At 42.4% G+C, this 15,583-nt stretch carries 17 protein-coding genes; 4 read left to right on the top strand and 13 right to left on the bottom strand.

All coding sequences use genetic code 11. From position 1 onward, the window contains the following. Nucleotides 1–10: 10 nt before the first annotated feature. Nucleotides 11–862 (bottom strand): VOC family protein, encoded by an 852-nt coding sequence (locus tag ACSFXN_RS13915; protein ID WP_437150697.1) that lies wholly within the window; start codon nucleotides 860–862, stop codon nucleotides 11–13. A 130-nt stretch (nucleotides 863–992) separates the two neighbouring features. Between ACSFXN_RS13915 and ACSFXN_RS13910 the strand changes: the two genes are divergently transcribed. Then, nucleotides 993–1,325 carry a winged helix-turn-helix transcriptional regulator gene (locus ACSFXN_RS13910; RefSeq protein ID WP_437150696.1) on the top strand — a complete coding sequence of 111 codons (333 nt, stop codon included), beginning with the start codon at nucleotides 993–995 and terminating at the stop codon, nucleotides 1,323–1,325. A 40-nt stretch (nucleotides 1,326–1,365) separates the two neighbouring features. Here the strand turns inward: ACSFXN_RS13910 and ACSFXN_RS13905 are convergent, their stop codons facing one another. Together ACSFXN_RS13905 and abc-f are read right to left on the bottom strand one after the other, a co-directional pair. After that, nucleotides 1,366–2,172, bottom strand: coding sequence for an STAS domain-containing protein (locus tag ACSFXN_RS13905; protein WP_437150695.1), 807 nt, complete (start codon nucleotides 2,170–2,172; stop codon nucleotides 1,366–1,368). 181 nt (nucleotides 2,173–2,353) lie between these two features. After that, nucleotides 2,354–3,988, bottom strand: a complete 1,635-nt coding sequence (abc-f, locus tag ACSFXN_RS13900; protein WP_437150694.1) for a ribosomal protection-like ABC-F family protein — start codon at nucleotides 3,986–3,988, stop codon at nucleotides 2,354–2,356. 411 nt (nucleotides 3,989–4,399) lie between these two features. Here abc-f and ACSFXN_RS13895 point away from each other — a divergent pair, with 411 nt between their 5' ends. After that, on the top strand, nucleotides 4,400–4,708 hold the full coding sequence (locus ACSFXN_RS13895; RefSeq protein ID WP_437150693.1) for a hypothetical protein: 309 nt from the start codon (nucleotides 4,400–4,402) through the stop codon (nucleotides 4,706–4,708). Nucleotides 4,709–4,859: 151 nt separating this feature from the next. Here the strand turns inward: ACSFXN_RS13895 and ACSFXN_RS13890 are convergent, their stop codons facing one another. From ACSFXN_RS13890 to ACSFXN_RS13855, 8 genes are all read right to left on the bottom strand, one after another. After that, nucleotides 4,860–5,807 (bottom strand): magnesium transporter CorA family protein, encoded by a 948-nt coding sequence (locus tag ACSFXN_RS13890; protein WP_300991198.1) that lies wholly within the window; start codon nucleotides 5,805–5,807, stop codon nucleotides 4,860–4,862. Nucleotides 5,808–5,875: 68 nt separating this feature from the next. Further along, nucleotides 5,876–6,043 carry a hypothetical protein gene (locus ACSFXN_RS13885; protein WP_437150692.1) on the bottom strand — a complete coding sequence of 56 codons (168 nt, stop codon included), beginning with the start codon at nucleotides 6,041–6,043 and terminating at the stop codon, nucleotides 5,876–5,878. Nucleotides 6,044–6,107: 64 nt separating this feature from the next. Further along, on the bottom strand, nucleotides 6,108–6,521 hold the full coding sequence (locus ACSFXN_RS13880; protein WP_437150691.1) for an NUDIX hydrolase: 414 nt from the start codon (nucleotides 6,519–6,521) through the stop codon (nucleotides 6,108–6,110). Between the two features lie 355 nt (nucleotides 6,522–6,876). Further along, nucleotides 6,877–7,350 (bottom strand): GNAT family N-acetyltransferase, encoded by a 474-nt coding sequence (locus ACSFXN_RS13875; protein WP_437150690.1) that lies wholly within the window; start codon nucleotides 7,348–7,350, stop codon nucleotides 6,877–6,879. A gap of 181 nt (nucleotides 7,351–7,531) precedes the next feature. Continuing rightward, nucleotides 7,532–8,377 carry a twin-arginine translocase subunit TatC gene (gene tatC / locus ACSFXN_RS13870; protein WP_437150689.1) on the bottom strand — a complete coding sequence of 282 codons (846 nt, stop codon included), beginning with the start codon at nucleotides 8,375–8,377 and terminating at the stop codon, nucleotides 7,532–7,534. 10 nt (nucleotides 8,378–8,387) lie between these two features. Continuing rightward, nucleotides 8,388–8,594, bottom strand: coding sequence for a twin-arginine translocase TatA/TatE family subunit (gene tatA, locus ACSFXN_RS13865; RefSeq protein ID WP_300991193.1), 207 nt, complete (start codon nucleotides 8,592–8,594; stop codon nucleotides 8,388–8,390). Between the two features lie 18 nt (nucleotides 8,595–8,612). Beyond that, nucleotides 8,613–10,325: a GMC family oxidoreductase gene (locus ACSFXN_RS13860; protein WP_437150688.1), complete on the bottom strand. Its 1,713-nt coding sequence runs from the start codon at nucleotides 10,323–10,325 to the stop codon at nucleotides 8,613–8,615. Between the two features lie 20 nt (nucleotides 10,326–10,345). Then, nucleotides 10,346–11,098, bottom strand: coding sequence for a gluconate 2-dehydrogenase subunit 3 family protein (locus tag ACSFXN_RS13855; RefSeq protein WP_437150687.1), 753 nt, complete (start codon nucleotides 11,096–11,098; stop codon nucleotides 10,346–10,348). 120 nt (nucleotides 11,099–11,218) lie between these two features. On the opposite strand from ACSFXN_RS13855, the gene ACSFXN_RS13850 reads away from it, so the two are divergent. Further along, the gene (locus ACSFXN_RS13850; RefSeq protein WP_437150686.1) at nucleotides 11,219–11,842 is read left to right on the top strand and encodes a hypothetical protein; all 624 of its coding nucleotides are present in this window, start codon (nucleotides 11,219–11,221) and stop codon (nucleotides 11,840–11,842) included. 115 nt (nucleotides 11,843–11,957) lie between these two features. On the opposite strand, the gene ACSFXN_RS13845 is transcribed toward ACSFXN_RS13850, so the two are convergent. Then, nucleotides 11,958–12,776 carry a LysM peptidoglycan-binding domain-containing protein gene (locus ACSFXN_RS13845; protein ID WP_437150685.1) on the bottom strand — a complete coding sequence of 273 codons (819 nt, stop codon included), beginning with the start codon at nucleotides 12,774–12,776 and terminating at the stop codon, nucleotides 11,958–11,960. A 219-nt stretch (nucleotides 12,777–12,995) separates the two neighbouring features. On the opposite strand from ACSFXN_RS13845, the gene ACSFXN_RS13840 reads away from it, so the two are divergent. Beyond that, nucleotides 12,996–14,498 carry a BCCT family transporter gene (locus ACSFXN_RS13840; RefSeq protein WP_437150684.1) on the top strand — a complete coding sequence of 501 codons (1,503 nt, stop codon included), beginning with the start codon at nucleotides 12,996–12,998 and terminating at the stop codon, nucleotides 14,496–14,498. A gap of 31 nt (nucleotides 14,499–14,529) precedes the next feature. Here the strand turns inward: ACSFXN_RS13840 and ACSFXN_RS13835 are convergent, their stop codons facing one another. Next, on the bottom strand, nucleotides 14,530–15,516 hold the full coding sequence (locus ACSFXN_RS13835) for an NAD(P)/FAD-dependent oxidoreductase (protein ID WP_437150683.1): 987 nt from the start codon (nucleotides 15,514–15,516) through the stop codon (nucleotides 14,530–14,532). Nucleotides 15,517–15,583 lie beyond the last annotated feature (67 nt).

Raw genomic sequence — 15,583 nt, 5'->3', positions numbered from 1 at the left:
GGCTTTTTTATTAGACCATCAAACGGATCAAGTTTCCGGATGGATCTTTTGTTTCGAGGTAATCTGCATGTTCAATAATTTCTACTCCCATTGTTTGAAGATGCTTAGCTAAGTGGCTGCGTTTTTCTTCATTTTCGAGAACCAATGTATAGTAATGCAGGCCAGCTTCTTTTTCCGGAAGCGCTGGTATGCCGACGCCGTTCCAGATATTCAAGCCAATATGGTGGTGGTATTTCTGATCCGCGATAAACAGTGCCTGTCCGCCCATTGATGTAACGATTTCAAACCCGAGACCATCCACATAGAATTTTTGAGCTTCCTGCAAGTTCGAAACATGAAGATGGATATGTCCCATAACAGTGCCTGCAGGCATTCCCTGCCAAGCTTCTCCCGCTTCCTGTGCTGTCTGCAAAAGACCTTCTGCATCAATTGGGTCAACCGCCATATCCACTTGACCGCCGTTCCAATTCCATTCCTCAGGTTCCCGGTCCCGGTATATTTCAATGCCGTTGCCTTCCGGATCACTCAAGTACAATGCTTCACTGACCAAATGATCGGAAGATCCAAGACGAATTCCCTGGTTATGAAGGTGAATCAGCGATTTCGCCAATTCTTTCCGGTTGGGCAGTAAAATCGCTAAATGATAAAGTCCAGCATAACGGCCTCTTTTTGGAATTAACCCTTCAATTGCTTCAAGTTTTAATAACGCTTTTCCACCCGCTCCTAAAACTGCTGTGTTTTCTGCTTCATCTATTACTTCAAGCCCTATTATATCTTTATAAAAATTAGTCATTTCCTTTAAATTTAATACTTTTAATCCTACTTCTCCAACATACGTTACCGGTTTCTCGTGAAAGTTCATTATTAATATCCCCATTTCATTGGTTACTTTATGTAACTAATTATATTAAAAGAAGTTAAATATGTCAAGTAACCTTATTCTTTTATTCTACAAGCTATTTGTGCTATTATATAAAAAAGGAGTGATGTGAATGGATACCACCGTCATTTGTCCCCGATTCGAAAGTGCAATTTCGCTTCTAAGCCAACGATGGACCGGTTTGATCATTTATCAGCTGTTATCCGGACCTCAGCGTTTTAGCCATTTGACTGAAGTGATCGGTATTAGTGGCCGTCTCTTGTCGGAAAGATTAAAGAATCTAGAAGCTCAAGGACTTGTCACTCGTACCGTTTATCCTGAAACTCCAGTCCGTATTGAATATGAGTTGACCGAAAAGGGATTTTCTTTAAAACCTGTAATGGATGAAATCCAAAACTGGTCACAAACTTGGGTCGAACCGGTCGAAACATCAGAAATAAAATAAAACAGCTTATCCTCTTTTGGATAAGCTGTTTTATTTTGGTTTAAAGCCTATCTGAGCTGGATACACGTTTCCGCTTTTCGTTTTCATTCTGTTTTTGCAGTTCGATGATGTGTTTCAGCCCTGCATAGGCCGAACTGAATGTACGGGTAGTGCTTTCAAGCGATACAATAGACATCGCCAATTTCGGGCTGATTCCTACTAAAATGCAATTTGTCCCTATCAGTTTCAGGCTGTCTGTCATCATTTGAATTTGATAACGGATCTGTGTTTCAAATTCCGTAATGCCGCTTAAATCAACCAGCACATGCTCTATATTTTTGTCAGCGCATTCCATTAATACAACAGCTATCAACTCGTCAGATCGGTACCTATCAAATTCCCCGATTAGCGGCAATGCGATGGTTTTTTCCCAAATGTGAAGTATTGGAATAGACAATTCTTTAATCAGCTTCTCACTGCGCTTCTGCTCTTCCGCTTGCGTGGTAACATCCATTAACATGACGATATATCCGGAAATCATTTCACCATTATCTTTAATCGGTGTAATCACAATGTCAGTGACAAATTCATTGCGTATATTAATCCGCGCCCGGTGCGTTTCTGTCAAGTTGCTCATCATATCTCTTTGACGTGCCGGATAAGCATGAAAAGCATCCATATTCATCCCGAGGAATTCTTTGCAATCTTTTATGCCGTACAACGGGGCAATGTCTGTCAGCAATCTGCATGCTTCTGAATTCATCCATCTTATTGTATAAGTGTTGTCCGCGATTAATATCGTTTCGCCAATATGATCTAAAGCATTCAGCATGGATATATTATCCGGTATTGTTCCTATAGCAGCCATTAGCTTCCACCTTATTAGTAAGTCATTGATCTTTAATTATACCCCTTCCCTTGCAACTTTAAGCTTTCTGTCTGAATATATGAAAATACTTTTTATCCCGCTTTAACGGCCAGTATGACTTCCGCTTTTTCAAGCGGAAGATCCACTGTCCGTAAAAGTCCGATTAGATTGTAGTTTCTCTTTATCCCGTGCTGACGGGCTGCTTTTTTTCTTTCGCAAAAGAGTAATTCCCATCAAAACGTTCAATTGACTGATTATAAAGCCAATAAGTTACAGGAAACAGCTTATCCAGGAAATAGCGGTCGTGGGAAACCGAGATGATTGTTCCGGGAAAATTGGACAGTGCTTCTTCCATCACTTCTTTCGCTTCCAAATCCAGATGGTTTGTCGGTTCGTCTAAAATCAATAGATTATGGTTCATGTGCATCAATTGAGCAAGCCGGAGCCGCATGCGTTCTCCTCCGCTTAGCTGGCGCACAGGCTGGAACACCATATTGCCAAAAAACAAGAACTGCGCCAATATAGGGCGGGCATCGTATTCTGACACCGGCACAACATCCCGAAACTCTTCCAACACGCTTCGGTTATTATCCATTTCCAATGTATGCTGAGATAAATAGCCGATGGATAAACTGTTACCAAGAATGATGTCCCCGGCATCCGGCTTTTCTGTGTCCAATATCATGTTCAAAAGCGTTGTCTTTCCCGTGCCATTGGAGCCGACAATCGCTACCCGCTCCCCGAACCGGACATGCAGGTTTAGTTCGTGGAATAATATCCGTTCTCCAAAGCCTTTCCAGATACCTTCCATCCGGACCACATCTTTACCGCTCCGGTCTGCCATCTGAAAATCGAGAGCCATCTGTTTTCTGGACAGGACAGGACGATCGAGCAACTCAATACGAGCTAACGCTTTTTCTATGCTTTTTGCTTGGCGGTGCATTCCGGCATTCGGCGGATTCGCCCGATTTGCCCATTCTTTCAAGCGCTTGATTGTTTCTTTCATTTTCCGAATTCTCTTTTGCTGGTCTTGGTATTGCTGGAATTCAATCAACAGACGGGCTTCGCGCTCTTTTACATATGCTGAATAATTTCCTTTATATTGAATCAAATCTCCTTGGTCCAACTCCCAAATTTGAGTGACTGTTTCATCTAGGAAGTAGCGGTCATGTGAAACCAGCACAATGGTGCCTTTATAATGACTAATAAAAGAACCGAGCCATTCAATCGCCTCTAAGTCTAAATGGTTTGTGGGCTCATCCAGCAGCAGTAACTCCGGTTCCTGTAAAAGCAATTTGGCCAAACCTACTTTTGTCCGTTCGCCGCCGCTCAGATGTCCCCATTGTTCTTCTTTTAATGATTTGATTTTCAAGCCATTAAGAATCTGATCGATTCGGACTTCAATTTCGTAACCGCCCCGCTGAATAAAATCATCCTGCATGGCACCATAACGCCGCAAGATCCATTCCATTTCTTCCGGAGCCGCCATGCCCATTTGTTTTTCCATCTTCTCAAGCTGAAGTTGTACGGCAAGCAACTCTGAAAACACATTCCTCAGCAATTGTTGGACCGTTTGTTCTCCGTTTTCATTCGGAGACTGCTGCAAAAGCCCGATTGCGCAGCCTTTTTTCCAGGTAACTGCGCCTTCTGTCGGATGCAGTTTTCCAGCCAAGACATTCAGCAGCGTCGTCTTTCCTTCGCCGTTTCTGCCGACAAGTCCAATCCGCTGACCTTCGGCAATTTCCCCTTTAATATGATTAAATAATTTCTGATTCGCAAAATGGCACATAATGTGTTGGAATTGGCTGATGATCATTGTTCTCTTCCTTTCGATTGAAGAGACACATACAATGCAAAAAAGGCATGCGCAGACGCATGCCTTTGATAAAATCCGTTTGCAGGCAGATGTCTCTCACTGGTTTTTCACTTCATGCAATTGTCTAAAAAAGGACAGACTTATCCCGTGCATGTTTTTTGTGAAAGTAACGCCATGAAGAATGTAAAGATATTCCTGACATTCAGTCATGCGCTTACCAGTTTGATTCATCTTACCCACCTCCTTCATCATTTCTTTCATCTTAGTTGAATCCTCATAAAACGTCAATTGAAAATCAGAAAATTCTCATTTATAATAAAGAAAGAATACACAAAAGCTTATATTTCAGTTAATTAGGGAAAAGAATACTTAATAAGAAGTTTCTATGAAGGGCGGGTGGGTACCTTGTCAATGTACTCAAAAATGGCTTTTGATAATGAGACTAAAAAGATTGAAAAAGCGCTGAAAAAGTACGATGAAAAGAAAAACTCTGCGCTTGTACTGCTTGCTGAAATTGATATGTTCGAGAAAATGGATGATGTGAAAGAACTTGAGCTGTGGAGACGCCAAACGCTAAAAGAGAAACTCGTCGCCGTTGAACGCCATCGGAAAGAACTGAAAGAACTTATAGCCTCCTATATTGAAAGACATGGAGATCAAGACCTTCAGCGCTATTCCGATTTGCTGGAGGAACTTGAAAAAGATAAATTCCGTTATTAAAAAGATGAAAGCAGCGTCAAGCTATACTCCATTAGCTATTCAGTTTATTGGCAAACAAAGGAGCCGCCCCACTGAATATGGGTTGGCTCCTTTGTTTTGCTTTTATGGTAATTAGGACTCTTGGTTCTTCAAACAGGACATCCATTCGCTTTCACTGTTTTTTCAATTTGGAACTTTTGCTTAAAGCGGTTTTTAATATATCTCCTGTCCATCCTCTGTTTTTCAAATAAAAATAGAGAAAAACCGTTGAAGCGACAATCACAATCAACGAGCCTAAATAACCATAGGTCCAGCTCAATTCTGGCATTTTCTCAAAATTCATTCCCCATAGTGCACCAAATGCCATCACTGGAGTGAAAAGCGTCGTTAGAACAGTTAATGTCTTCATTATTTCGTTTCCGCGGTAATTAGCCACCACATTCTCCATATCCACCATATTATTGATTTCGTCTTTATACGACCTAATCAACATAATGCAGCGGTCAATGCGCGCTGAGGTCCGTATGTATTCTTTCTCTTTTTCTACATCTTTGCCGAACGTTTCAAAAATAGCCATCCTTATTTCTAAAAATCCCATCACTAAGTTTTGCCATAAAAGAATTTCATGGCGTACAACCTCAATTTTGTCTAAGGTTTTTTTATCATTTCTTTCTCTTATTTCCCATAACAAGTTGCGAAGCTGTTCTTCGAACACATCAATTTTATGGAGAATTGAACTGATCATATCTCCCAGCAAAATCATCATTAACTCAGTTGTAGATTCTGTTTCTTTCATTTGCCTAAGGACAGAATCTTTATCCAAATCCTCATCTGTCTCAAAATCCAATTCATTTGTCACCAGAATATCTTTCGATAAATAAAAATGAAATACCTCCAAGTCATCTTTCTTTTTTGGGTTTTGGCGATAAATAAGAGATCCCCAGATTGCTTCATTTCCGCTTTCTGACGTCTCTGTATGCAAAATGTTAACGGTTATGTCGCGTGAATCTTTAATCCAAGAATGCATTTTTTTATTGTTCGGCAAAAATTTTAGGAAATCTTTATCTTCAATATCTCCTTCTTCTTGCCATATCGCGTTTTCAAATAAATACTGCGGCATGAGTATTCCCCCTTGTAGCTAAGCAATGATAAACACTTATGTAAAAAGCAAGCCGCAAGCGGCTTGCCTCATTTTTCATGCGGTGGATTATCTCTATACTTTTCATTCGAATTTTCTTCATACTCTAGTTCTCTGTCTGGCATTGGATCTATTTCTTTAGTGTCTGGCATATCGCGGCGCGGCTCGACTTCCGGAATCAGCTCTTCACCTTCGTGACCTTCCCGATCTTTTCTCATCGAATCCCTCCTAAATAAAATCTTATTCATATAATACCCTTTTTCTTTATGATATATGCTTTTATCAGTGTTGAATCAGCGATTCTATCAATTTTGCATCGTCCGGATACGCCATGTCCAACTTGGCAAGCTCTCCTAACGATTTCCATGCCACATCCGAAATCCATTCATCGCCTTCTTGAAGCGTGATTTCTCCGCCTGTAACTTCCACTTTGAAATAATGGACATTAAAAGACACAGCGGCGTTTTCGTACTCTCCACTTCTAACTTTCAATTCATCGGTAACTTTCACTGTAAGACCTGTTTCTTCATAAAATTCCCGCTCAATGCATTCACGCAGACTTTCGCCTTGTTCGATGCCGCCTGCCGGAACTGTCCATTTCTTCTCTTCTCCTGGAGGACCTTGCAGCACCAGCAACACTTCATTTTTTTCATTGATGCAAACTCCCGCTGCACCTTTCCATTCCGACATTTCCATTTGTAATTCCTCCATCGCCAGCTTTTCAATTTCAGCTGCTATTTGTTGTTTTCTTTCTATAATATATCCCTCAACCTCTCAAGGATCTGCTTCAGGCAATTTCTTTTTTAAGGTACCATATCTTTGGGCTTCTATGGGATGTTTCTTCAAATAATTGCGAAAAGCGCCCCCCACGGAACGCAATGAAAAGGCTGCCGAGAGTTTCTCGACAGCCTTGAAAGCTTAGTTTTCTTTACCCCGCTTTAACGGTCAGTACGACTCCCGCTTCTTCAAGCGGGAAGTCTACTGGCCGTAAAAGTCCGATTGGTTCAACTAACAATCAGCGGGAAGAACGCCCACTGATTGAAGTTTCTCTTTACCGTGCCGATTCTTTTACTCCGTTGTCCAGTGTTAATCCATGGGTTGCTTCCGGAAGTCCAAGATCGGCTGAAAAACCATTGGCTCTATAGAAAGCATCTGCAGCGGCTGAATCTGTCCGCACCACAATTTCTTTGAAATGGTTGCGCCCGTGATTGATGATTTCTTTCAGGAGCAACGTGCCAATTCCCTGTCTTCGGGAGTTGGGTGAAATGTAAAAGCGGCGCAGCCTGCCGACTCCTTCTTTATTCGAATACGGGTCCCGGTTTAAACCGCCGATGGCTATTAAATGGCTATGCTGATCCCATACGCCGTACAATACTTCTCCAGCCTGATTGAATGTATTAGTGCCATCTTCGTATTGGCTAACCAGCCGTTTGAGAAAGCGGTAACCTTCCGCTTCACTTTCTTCTACTAATTTCGAAACATCTACAGTCTTCAGATCTTCAATTTCTTCTACATTGATCGTCATGCCGCTCCTCCTCCTCTTGGTTTCCCGATTCTGCTTCTATGGGATTTTTACCTATACTTATACTTCCTTACCCCTTTAGTGTATAGAAGTTTTAAAAGGAATGCCATTTAATATCGGAATTTTCTTATAAATTAAAATATAAAAAAACTGCACCGAAATGCAGCTTTTCCTTTTCATCATTTCACATTGCAGAAGATTCAACATTGGCTTTCTTCACTTCTATTCTTCTCACAATATAAATGCTTACTTCGTAAAGAACAGCCATTGGAATCAGCACAATTAATTGGCTGATAAAATCTGGCGGAGTAATTAAAGCCGATACAATCGCAATCACTAAGTACGACCATTTCCGGACGTTTTTCATCGATTCAGACGTCAGCAATCCGATTGAGGACAAGAATAAAGCAACAATCGGCATTTCAAAAAGAAGCCCCAGCGGTATAGTGGTCATAATCAGAAAATGAATATATTCACTCGCTGAAATCATGACCGCGAAATTCGCTTCCCCCAGCCCAATCAGAAACTGGAAACTCAAAGGATTGACAATAAAGTAGCCAAACGATATGCCAAGAAGAAACAAGATCAGCATAGCCGGCGAATACAAGCCAACAAACCGTTCTTCCGTTTCCAGCAAACCAGGCTTAACGAATTGCCATAAAAAATAACAGAGAAAAGGCAAAGAAAGACCAAGCGCCAGTGTAACTGAGATTGATGTGTAAAACTTAATTACTTCCAGCGGTCCAAGTATTACTAAATCATGGCCTTTTACGATATAAGGGAACCAAAAATTCAAGGTCGAAAAAACCAACAGCAAGAAGAATAAAAAAACAAAAATGCTCTTTATCAACTGCTTTCTCAATTCACCTAAATGATCCACCAAACTTTCTGCCTGTTCTTCCGGTTGTTCTATTTTAGGCGGCTCCGGTTTGACCGGCGGCTCTTCTAAAATTTTTTCAGCACTTTCTTCCGGAAGAGCTGCTTTCTTGCTGAGCGGGCTAATTAGTTTGCGTTCTCCATACGGATCCATTTAACCACCTTCATAATTTTTCGGATTTTTTCTCTTGCTTTTCAACCGTTTCGTCTTCGTCATCATCCATTAGCCCTTTTGTGGACCGTTTGAATTCCGAGAATGTTTTTCCGACTGCTCCGCCAATTTCCGGCAGCTTTTTCGGGCCGAATAAAATAAGTACGATGACTAAAATAATGATTAATCCAGGTACGCCAATTGATGCTAAACCTCCCATAAACTTTCTCCTCCTTTGTTATACGAGCGCTCCGCCATTTTTACTGTAATTGATCACACCTTCTGCACAACGATAGGCAAGTGCCCCTACTGTTCCGGTCGGGTTGTAACCGCCGTTATGGGCAAAGTTCCCCGCGCCAACTACAAAAAGATTTTCAGCGTCCCAGTGCTGCAAGAAATTATTTACCACACTATTGGCTGGATCTGATCCCATAACTGTTCCGCCAGTATTGTGTGTAGTTTGATAAGGGACAATATCATAATCGGAAATCGGACTGCCGCCAACCACCGTTTTGGCTCCCATTTCCTGCATGATGCCAGCAGCTTTTTCCACAAGATGAGCATGCAAAGCCTTATCTTGATCAGTAAAATTATACGTAAGCTGCAGCAGTGGAACACCGTAAACATCCTTATACGTTCCATCCAAAGACATAAAGTTTTCCTTATGCGGCATAGAAGCTCCCTGTCCTCCGACACTAAGCGTTCTTGGGTAATTTTCAATCGATGCTTTTTTAAATTCTGCTCCCCAGGACGGTGTGTCAGGCGGGATCGGGTTTGTCAGAATCGGCCGGTTCCCTGTTTGCGTAATGGAAAGACTGGCCCCGTGGATAAAATCCAAATCTGCATGATCAAAATTATCACCGTTAAAATCGTCTACCGTCATTCCAAGAGCGCCAGCTCCCATAAAGACATTCATTTTTTCTTCAAAGAAACCGGACGCTCCTGGCAAAATTTGATAAGCATAATTCCGCCCAAGTGTTCCTCTTCCGGTTGCCGGGTCATATTGTTCGCCAATTTTAGATACCATCAGCAATTTAGCATTGTTCATTACATAACTTGTCAGTACAACCACTTCCGTTGGCTGGATAAATTCCTCAAAAGTGACCGTATCAAAATAACGCACACCAGTGACTTTGTCTCCTTGCTTCATGATTTCCACTACATTGGCATTGAATTTAATGTCAAAATTCCCAGTATTCAATGCCGTAGGGACGACTGTGATTTCAGGAGAACTTTTGGCACCGTATTCACAGCCGAAACGCTCACAAAAGCCGCAGTATTGGCAGGCATTGATTTTGGCGCCATCGGGATTTTCATAGGCTTCTGATAAATTGGCGGAAGGAATCATAAATGGCGTATAGCCCAGTTTTTTGCTTGCTGTCTCGAATTTTTGCAAAATCGGCGTCTTCTTCATTGGTGGTGTGGGATACTCCGCGGAACGCTGTCCCCAGAATGGGTTTATAGATTCACCAGAGATTCCGGCCGTTTTTTCGAAACGGTCAAAATAAGGCTCCAGTTCATCATAAGTAATTCCCCAATCCTGAATGGTATACTCAGGAGCAAGCTTGTTGGCACCATATTTTTGGTCAGTCAAAGTTTTAATTTCAAAATCATACGGCAAAAACCTCCAGTTTTGTCCGTTCCAGTGCGTACCGGATCCACCCAGACCCTCTCCCAGCAAAAAAGAGCCCATTTGACGCATGGGCAAAGCACGCTGCTGCCGGTTGTTGCGGAACGTTACAGTTTCCTTAGATAAATCCTGCATCAATTCGTAGCGTACAGCATAGCGAAATTCGTCATGGACGATTGAAAAATCTGCGGTGCTCCGTTCCCGGCCACGCTCTATGCCGACAACCTTCAATCCTGCTTTAGCGCATTCTGCTGCAATGATGCCTCCGGTCCAGCCCACTCCTACTGTCACTACATCCACTTTATCCAAAGTTGTAACCATTAAGACTCCCCCTCTTTGTATTAGTGACTCATTCCAAGGGATTGCGGATCAATTTCCTGGAATTCTTCACTATCAATCTGATTGACATAAGATGCCTGGTGACCCGGGAAACCTTTCATTCTCCAACCTTCCATGTTTTGATTGCCGCCATATATCGGATCTGCGTAAGCGCCTTCCAATGTCGCCATGCGCAACAGACGGAAAAAGAACAGCGAAGATACCCCTCTCATTTGGATTTCATCTTCTTGGAAAGCGGTAAGAATTTCGTCCATCTGCCCGCCTTCAAGATCAACGAAGTTCGCATTAAAACGGTTTTGGGCTTCCTGCTGCATGACTTGAAGCCCTTGCCGGAACATTTCATTCCTTCTTAACCGGCTTTGATACCCCTGCGTGCTTTCCCCTTCAAAAAAAGGCGCTTGCATATATTCCTTTGAATTTTCACCGTAAGCCCCGGCTAATTGCTGGTCGATGAAATAAGGGACGCCTAGCCCTATAGCTCCGGGACCTAAGTCATCTTCCGGGAAAATCCGCTCTGTAGCTTGTGCCAAAATCTGGAATTCTGCATCATTCTTGAAAAACATCAACCCTCTGACTCCACCAGCCGCACCTGCTTCCCCGCCAGTCGCCGGCGATGTACCAGGTGAAGCATTTTCGGTCCCTGTATTGGAAGCGATTAGACCCCCGATTATACCACCGCCCACTAGTGCTCCGGCAGCTATTCCTGAGGTCTTTAAAAAGTCGCGTCTGGAAAAATTCTTTTCTTTTTTTGACATTCCGCCTGCCTCCTTATATGATAAAAAAGAATAGTGAGAATATTTCAATATTATAACCTAACATATCAAATTTTACACGTGAAAACCAAAATATTATTATCCTAAGAAAGGATGGCTCCAATGGACCTAAAAGTATCCTTAAAAGAAGTTCCCCAGTATTTAAAATGGAAGGATTCTTTATTGGATTTGCGCTATTATTTCGACACGGATACCCAGGATATCACATTGACACGTGTCTTTGACCCTCAGCTTGAATATGATTTGGAGCGTTACCAAATCATGGATGTGCAAAGTTTGAAACAGCATTATTCGGTGGAAATCGAGAAAGCGGAACAGCAGGTCTATTTCTATCGGGTAGCCAATATGATGTTTTTATTCCTGTTTATATTAGCTCCCGCCGTTGCTTTATACTTTCTCCAGGATGACTGGGTTGCTCTCGTCTTCGCTCTCTTGTTCATCTTTCTCATGATTTTTCTGGTAGAATGCTTTAACCAGGCTTACTTAAACAAATTTCAGAAGCAGTTGAAAGACGAAATCGGATTGGAAAACGCTGTACACAATAAGGTTATTTCTTTCCAGCAGGATGAAGTAAAAATCCAAGGTTCTTCCGCGACTGTCCTGACAAACCTGTATCCGGAAATTACAGATCCGGATTACAAAAAAGGCAGAGAAAATATAATCCGTTTCGGGTTGAAGGAAAATTCGATTCAGCCGCTTATTACAGTAAATACTTCAGGAAAATAAAAAAAGCATTGAATTCGGGGTAACAAAAAAGAGGCAATCCGCCATGGATTGCCTCTTTTTGGAGCAATAAAAAAGGCCAAGGGAATGGTCACCTCGGCTTTGTAGCATTTTTCTATTAATTTAAGATTTTGATATTAACTGTTTTGCGGCCCCAGTCAAGAGCTGCACCTTGTGATGGAATAAATACATCAATTTTGTTTCCTTTGATTGCGCCGCCAGTATCTCCAGCGATTGCTGTACCGTAGCCTTCAACCCAAACTTTTGATCCTAATGGAATAACTGTCGGGTCTACTGCGATTACTTTTTGGTTCGGGTTAGAACGCAAGTCTTGTCCAGTTGCCGTAACGCCTGAGCATCCCGTGCAAAATGCTGTGTAAGCTGTAGCTGATACAGTCATTTCTTTACCTGATTGAGTTGATGCTGCCGCTTGTGCGGGTGCTGCTGCTTTGGCAGGTGCTTTAGCTGCTGCCTGAGCAGGCGCTGCTGCTGGTGCTGCTTGAGCAGGTGCTGCTGCTTCTTTTGGTGCTTTAGGAACAGAGATTGGTGTTCCGCCTTTGACAACTAATTTGTCTCCAGGATAAATCCAGTGGCCTGTAATACCATTCCAGCTCATTAGTTCTTCTAGTGAAATATTATGTGCTTGAGCGACTTTAAATAATGTATCGCCGCTTGCTACTGTATATGTAGCTTTGTCTTCCGATACTGCTGCTGCTTTTTCTGTTGAACCAAGTTCAAGCTGCTGCTGCGGGAAAATAAGGTCCGATGATAAGTCGTTCCACCCTTTTAATTGTTCTACTGAAACGTTCTGCGCTTGTGAAATGCCCCAAAGCGTGTCCCCTGAATTTACTGTATACGATGATTGAGCGCTGGCTTGGCCGGCTGCCCCTACACTTAAAGCTGCGATTGCAGTTAGTGCAATGATATGTTTTTTCATAAATGAAATTCCTCCTTTTCACTAACAAGGAGCATCATACCACCTAAACATTTCATTCAGATGACAAAACGACAGTTATAAAATAACAATTGCGTTACGTCATTTCAATCCGTATTACATTTTGTAATGAAGCAGATTCTTTCAATTATTGGGTTTATGTGAATTATATTGGGGAATTATTGTTTATTTGTAAGCTTTTTTAAGGAAAGAGGGGGAAAAATGAAGGAAGTCACATCAGTTTTTTGGGTTTCTCTTGCACTGTGTTTAGGCATGGTCATATGGGGACTTGTCTCACCGACAAAGTTTAATGAATATACCGGATATCTGACTGCCACCATCTCGGATACTTTTGGCTGGTATTATTTAGTTACAGTTTTTCTTATTTTGGCATTCTGCATCTATATGATTTTTTCTAGATATGCGAATATCAAATTAGGGAAGGCGGATGAAGAACCTGAATTTTCATTGCCTTCCTGGTTTGCGATGTTATTCAGCGCAGGAATGGGCATGGGGCTTGTATTTTGGACAACGGCAGAGCCGATTTCCCACGCTTTCACCAGCACCCCGCGTTCAGAGCCCGGTTCTGAGGAAGCGATATCCGAAGCCCTGCAGTTTTCTTTTTTCCATTGGGGTTTGCATGCATGGGCAGTATACGGGATTGTCGCACTGGTCCTTGCTTATTTTAAATTCCATAACGGCGCTCCCGGTTTGATCAGCGCCACATTGGTGCCGTTATTCGGCAAAAAAGCCATGGCCGGATTTGCTGGAAAACTAATTGATGTCCTGGCGGTTTTTGCTACTGTTGTTGGTGTCGCTTCCACGTTGGGATTCGGAACTGCGCAATTGAATGAAGGTTTATCTTTTCTTTTCGGCACCCCAGACACTTTTACTTTTCAGCTGCTTATTCTAGCCGTTTCAACTATTTTATATGTAGGCTCGGCATGGTCAGGGATAGGAAGAGGCATTAAATACTTAAGCAATATTAATATGATAGTAGCAGTTGTGCTGCTCCTCATGATGCTTTTCGCGGGTCCAACTTTATACATATTGAATTCGTTCACCGATGCATTCGGCGGTTACCTTAATAACTTCTTTAATATGAGCTTCAATCTGGAACCCCAAAATCCTGAGAAAAGGGCATGGGTCAATTCCTGGACCATTTTTTACTGGGCTTGGTGGGTTTCATGGGCACCATTTGTTGGAATTTTTATCGCCCGCATTTCAAGAGGCCGAACAATCAAAGAGTTTATGATTGGCGTATTATTTGCCCCGTCGCTCGTCTGTTTTATCTTTTTTGCTGTCTTCGGCGCCTCCGCACTGAATTTGGAACAAAACGGCATTGCAAAAATTTCGGAATACAGCATTGAAACAGCCACATTCGGAATGCTGCAGCATTATCCCTTAGGCACATTGATGGCATTCATCACATTATTTGTTATTAGCGTCTTCTTCATTACATCCGCTGATTCAGCGACGTTTGTGTTGGGCATGCAAACGACTGGCGGCCTTCTGAATCCGCCGAATCTTGTAAAGGTCACATGGGGCTTCCTCCAGGCAGCAGTCGCAGCCATCGTCCTTTATACCGGCGGGACACAAGGCCTCCAAAATGCGTTAATCATTGCAGCCTTGCCGTTCTCGGTAGTTTTACTTTTAATGGGGGCATCGTTTTTCAAAGCCCTACAGAAAGATCCGCTTGTGAATAAACCAAAAAGAGCAAAATAAAAATGAGCCGGCCATTTGGCCGGCTCATTTTTTATTTGAATACGCTGGTACTGTGCAAGGGTTGGATTTTCGATTTTGGATCAAGGTATGCTTTTGCGTTATTGATTGCTGTCGGCGCTTCACCGAAACCAACTGCAATCAGCTTCACTTTACCTTCGTAAGTGGCAATGTCTCCTGCTGCATAAATTCCCGGAATGCTCGTTTCCATTTTTGAATTGACGACTACAGAGTTTTTCTCCATCTCTAAGCCCCATTCTTTAATCGGCCCAAGCGAAGTAATATTGCCATAGTTGACAATAACGTGATCTGCTTCAATCTGCTCTTCATTGCCTTCTTTATCGACCAGAATGATTTCACGGACTTGGCCATTTTCACCGACCAGTTCCTTCACACCATAAGGTTTCTTCACTTCTACTTTTGATTGAAGAAGTGTATCAATGTTCGCTTCATGTGCCGTCATTTTTTCACGGCGATGGCTTAATATTACATGTGAAGCTACGTTTTCAAGCATCATTGCCCAGTCGACAGCTGAATCTCCGCCGCCAAGGACAACCACTTTTTTGTCGTGGAACATCGTCAAATCTTTGACGCCATAATGCAGCGTTTTGCCTTCAAACGGTTCGGAGTTTTCTACGCCGATTTTACGCGGCTGGAATGCTCCTACTCCAGCTGTCAGCAAAATGGATTTTGTATAATGCTCATCTTTATCAGTACGGATCATAAAATGGTCGCCTTCGCGTTCCACTTCTGCCACAGTTTCTTCTAAGCAAATCGCTGGATCGCCATAGTTTGCCTGGCGGACCAAGTTATCCACCAAATCTTTTGCCAGCACCTTTTCGAATCCACCGACATCGTAAATGAATTTATCCGGGTACAGTTCAGTTAGCTGTCCGCCCAGCTGCGGCAAGCTGTCAATGATTTTTACTTTCATTTTGCGCATGCCGCCGTAAAAGGAAGCAAACAGACCTGTTGGCCCGCCGCCAATAATCGTTATATCAAAAATTTCGCGTTCTTCCATTTATAACACTCCTAATCTAATCAGTACCTATATCCTATCATATTTCCCCCTATTTCACGCAATCAGA

The sequence above is a fragment of the Planococcus sp. 1R117A genome, assembly GCF_051417975.1.
In the GTDB taxonomy this organism is placed as follows: Bacteria; Bacillota; Bacilli; order Bacillales_A; family Planococcaceae; genus Planococcus; species Planococcus shenhongbingii.
This window is presented reverse-complemented; position numbering and strand designations above follow the sequence as displayed.

What these genes read in the sequence shown, in the direction of transcription:
- ACSFXN_RS13880 (WP_437150691.1), bottom strand. Translation starts at nt 6,521, where the DNA reads ATGGAAATGTCGGAATGGAAAGGTGCAGCGGGAGTTTGCATCAATGAA.
- ACSFXN_RS13875 (WP_437150690.1), bottom strand. Translation starts at nt 7,350, where the DNA reads ATGACGATCAATGTAGAAGAAATTGAAGATCTGAAGACTGTAGATGTT.
- ACSFXN_RS13845 (WP_437150685.1), bottom strand. Translation starts at nt 12,776, where the DNA reads ATGAAAAAACATATCATTGCACTAACTGCAATCGCAGCTTTAAGTGTA.
- ACSFXN_RS13910 (WP_437150696.1), top strand. Translation starts at nt 993, where the DNA reads ATGGATACCACCGTCATTTGTCCCCGATTCGAAAGTGCAATTTCGCTT.
- tatC (WP_437150689.1), bottom strand. Translation starts at nt 8,377, where the DNA reads ATGGATCCGTATGGAGAACGCAAACTAATTAGCCCGCTCAGCAAGAAA.
- ACSFXN_RS13835 (WP_437150683.1), bottom strand. Translation starts at nt 15,516, where the DNA reads ATGGAAGAACGCGAAATTTTTGATATAACGATTATTGGCGGCGGGCCA.
- ACSFXN_RS13840 (WP_437150684.1), top strand. Translation starts at nt 12,996, where the DNA reads ATGAAGGAAGTCACATCAGTTTTTTGGGTTTCTCTTGCACTGTGTTTA.
- ACSFXN_RS13850 (WP_437150686.1), top strand. Translation starts at nt 11,219, where the DNA reads ATGGACCTAAAAGTATCCTTAAAAGAAGTTCCCCAGTATTTAAAATGG.
- ACSFXN_RS13890 (WP_300991198.1), bottom strand. Translation starts at nt 5,807, where the DNA reads ATGCCGCAGTATTTATTTGAAAACGCGATATGGCAAGAAGAAGGAGAT.
- tatA (WP_300991193.1), bottom strand. Translation starts at nt 8,594, where the DNA reads ATGGGAGGTTTAGCATCAATTGGCGTACCTGGATTAATCATTATTTTA.
- ACSFXN_RS13855 (WP_437150687.1), bottom strand. Translation starts at nt 11,098, where the DNA reads ATGTCAAAAAAAGAAAAGAATTTTTCCAGACGCGACTTTTTAAAGACC.
- ACSFXN_RS13905 (WP_437150695.1), bottom strand. Translation starts at nt 2,172, where the DNA reads ATGGCTGCTATAGGAACAATACCGGATAATATATCCATGCTGAATGCT.
- abc-f (WP_437150694.1), bottom strand. Translation starts at nt 3,988, where the DNA reads ATGATCATCAGCCAATTCCAACACATTATGTGCCATTTTGCGAATCAG.
- ACSFXN_RS13895 (WP_437150693.1), top strand. Translation starts at nt 4,400, where the DNA reads ATGTACTCAAAAATGGCTTTTGATAATGAGACTAAAAAGATTGAAAAA.
- ACSFXN_RS13885 (WP_437150692.1), bottom strand. Translation starts at nt 6,043, where the DNA reads ATGAGAAAAGATCGGGAAGGTCACGAAGGTGAAGAGCTGATTCCGGAA.
- ACSFXN_RS13915 (WP_437150697.1), bottom strand. Translation starts at nt 862, where the DNA reads ATGAACTTTCACGAGAAACCGGTAACGTATGTTGGAGAAGTAGGATTA.
- ACSFXN_RS13860 (WP_437150688.1), bottom strand. Translation starts at nt 10,325, where the DNA reads ATGGTTACAACTTTGGATAAAGTGGATGTAGTGACAGTAGGAGTGGGC.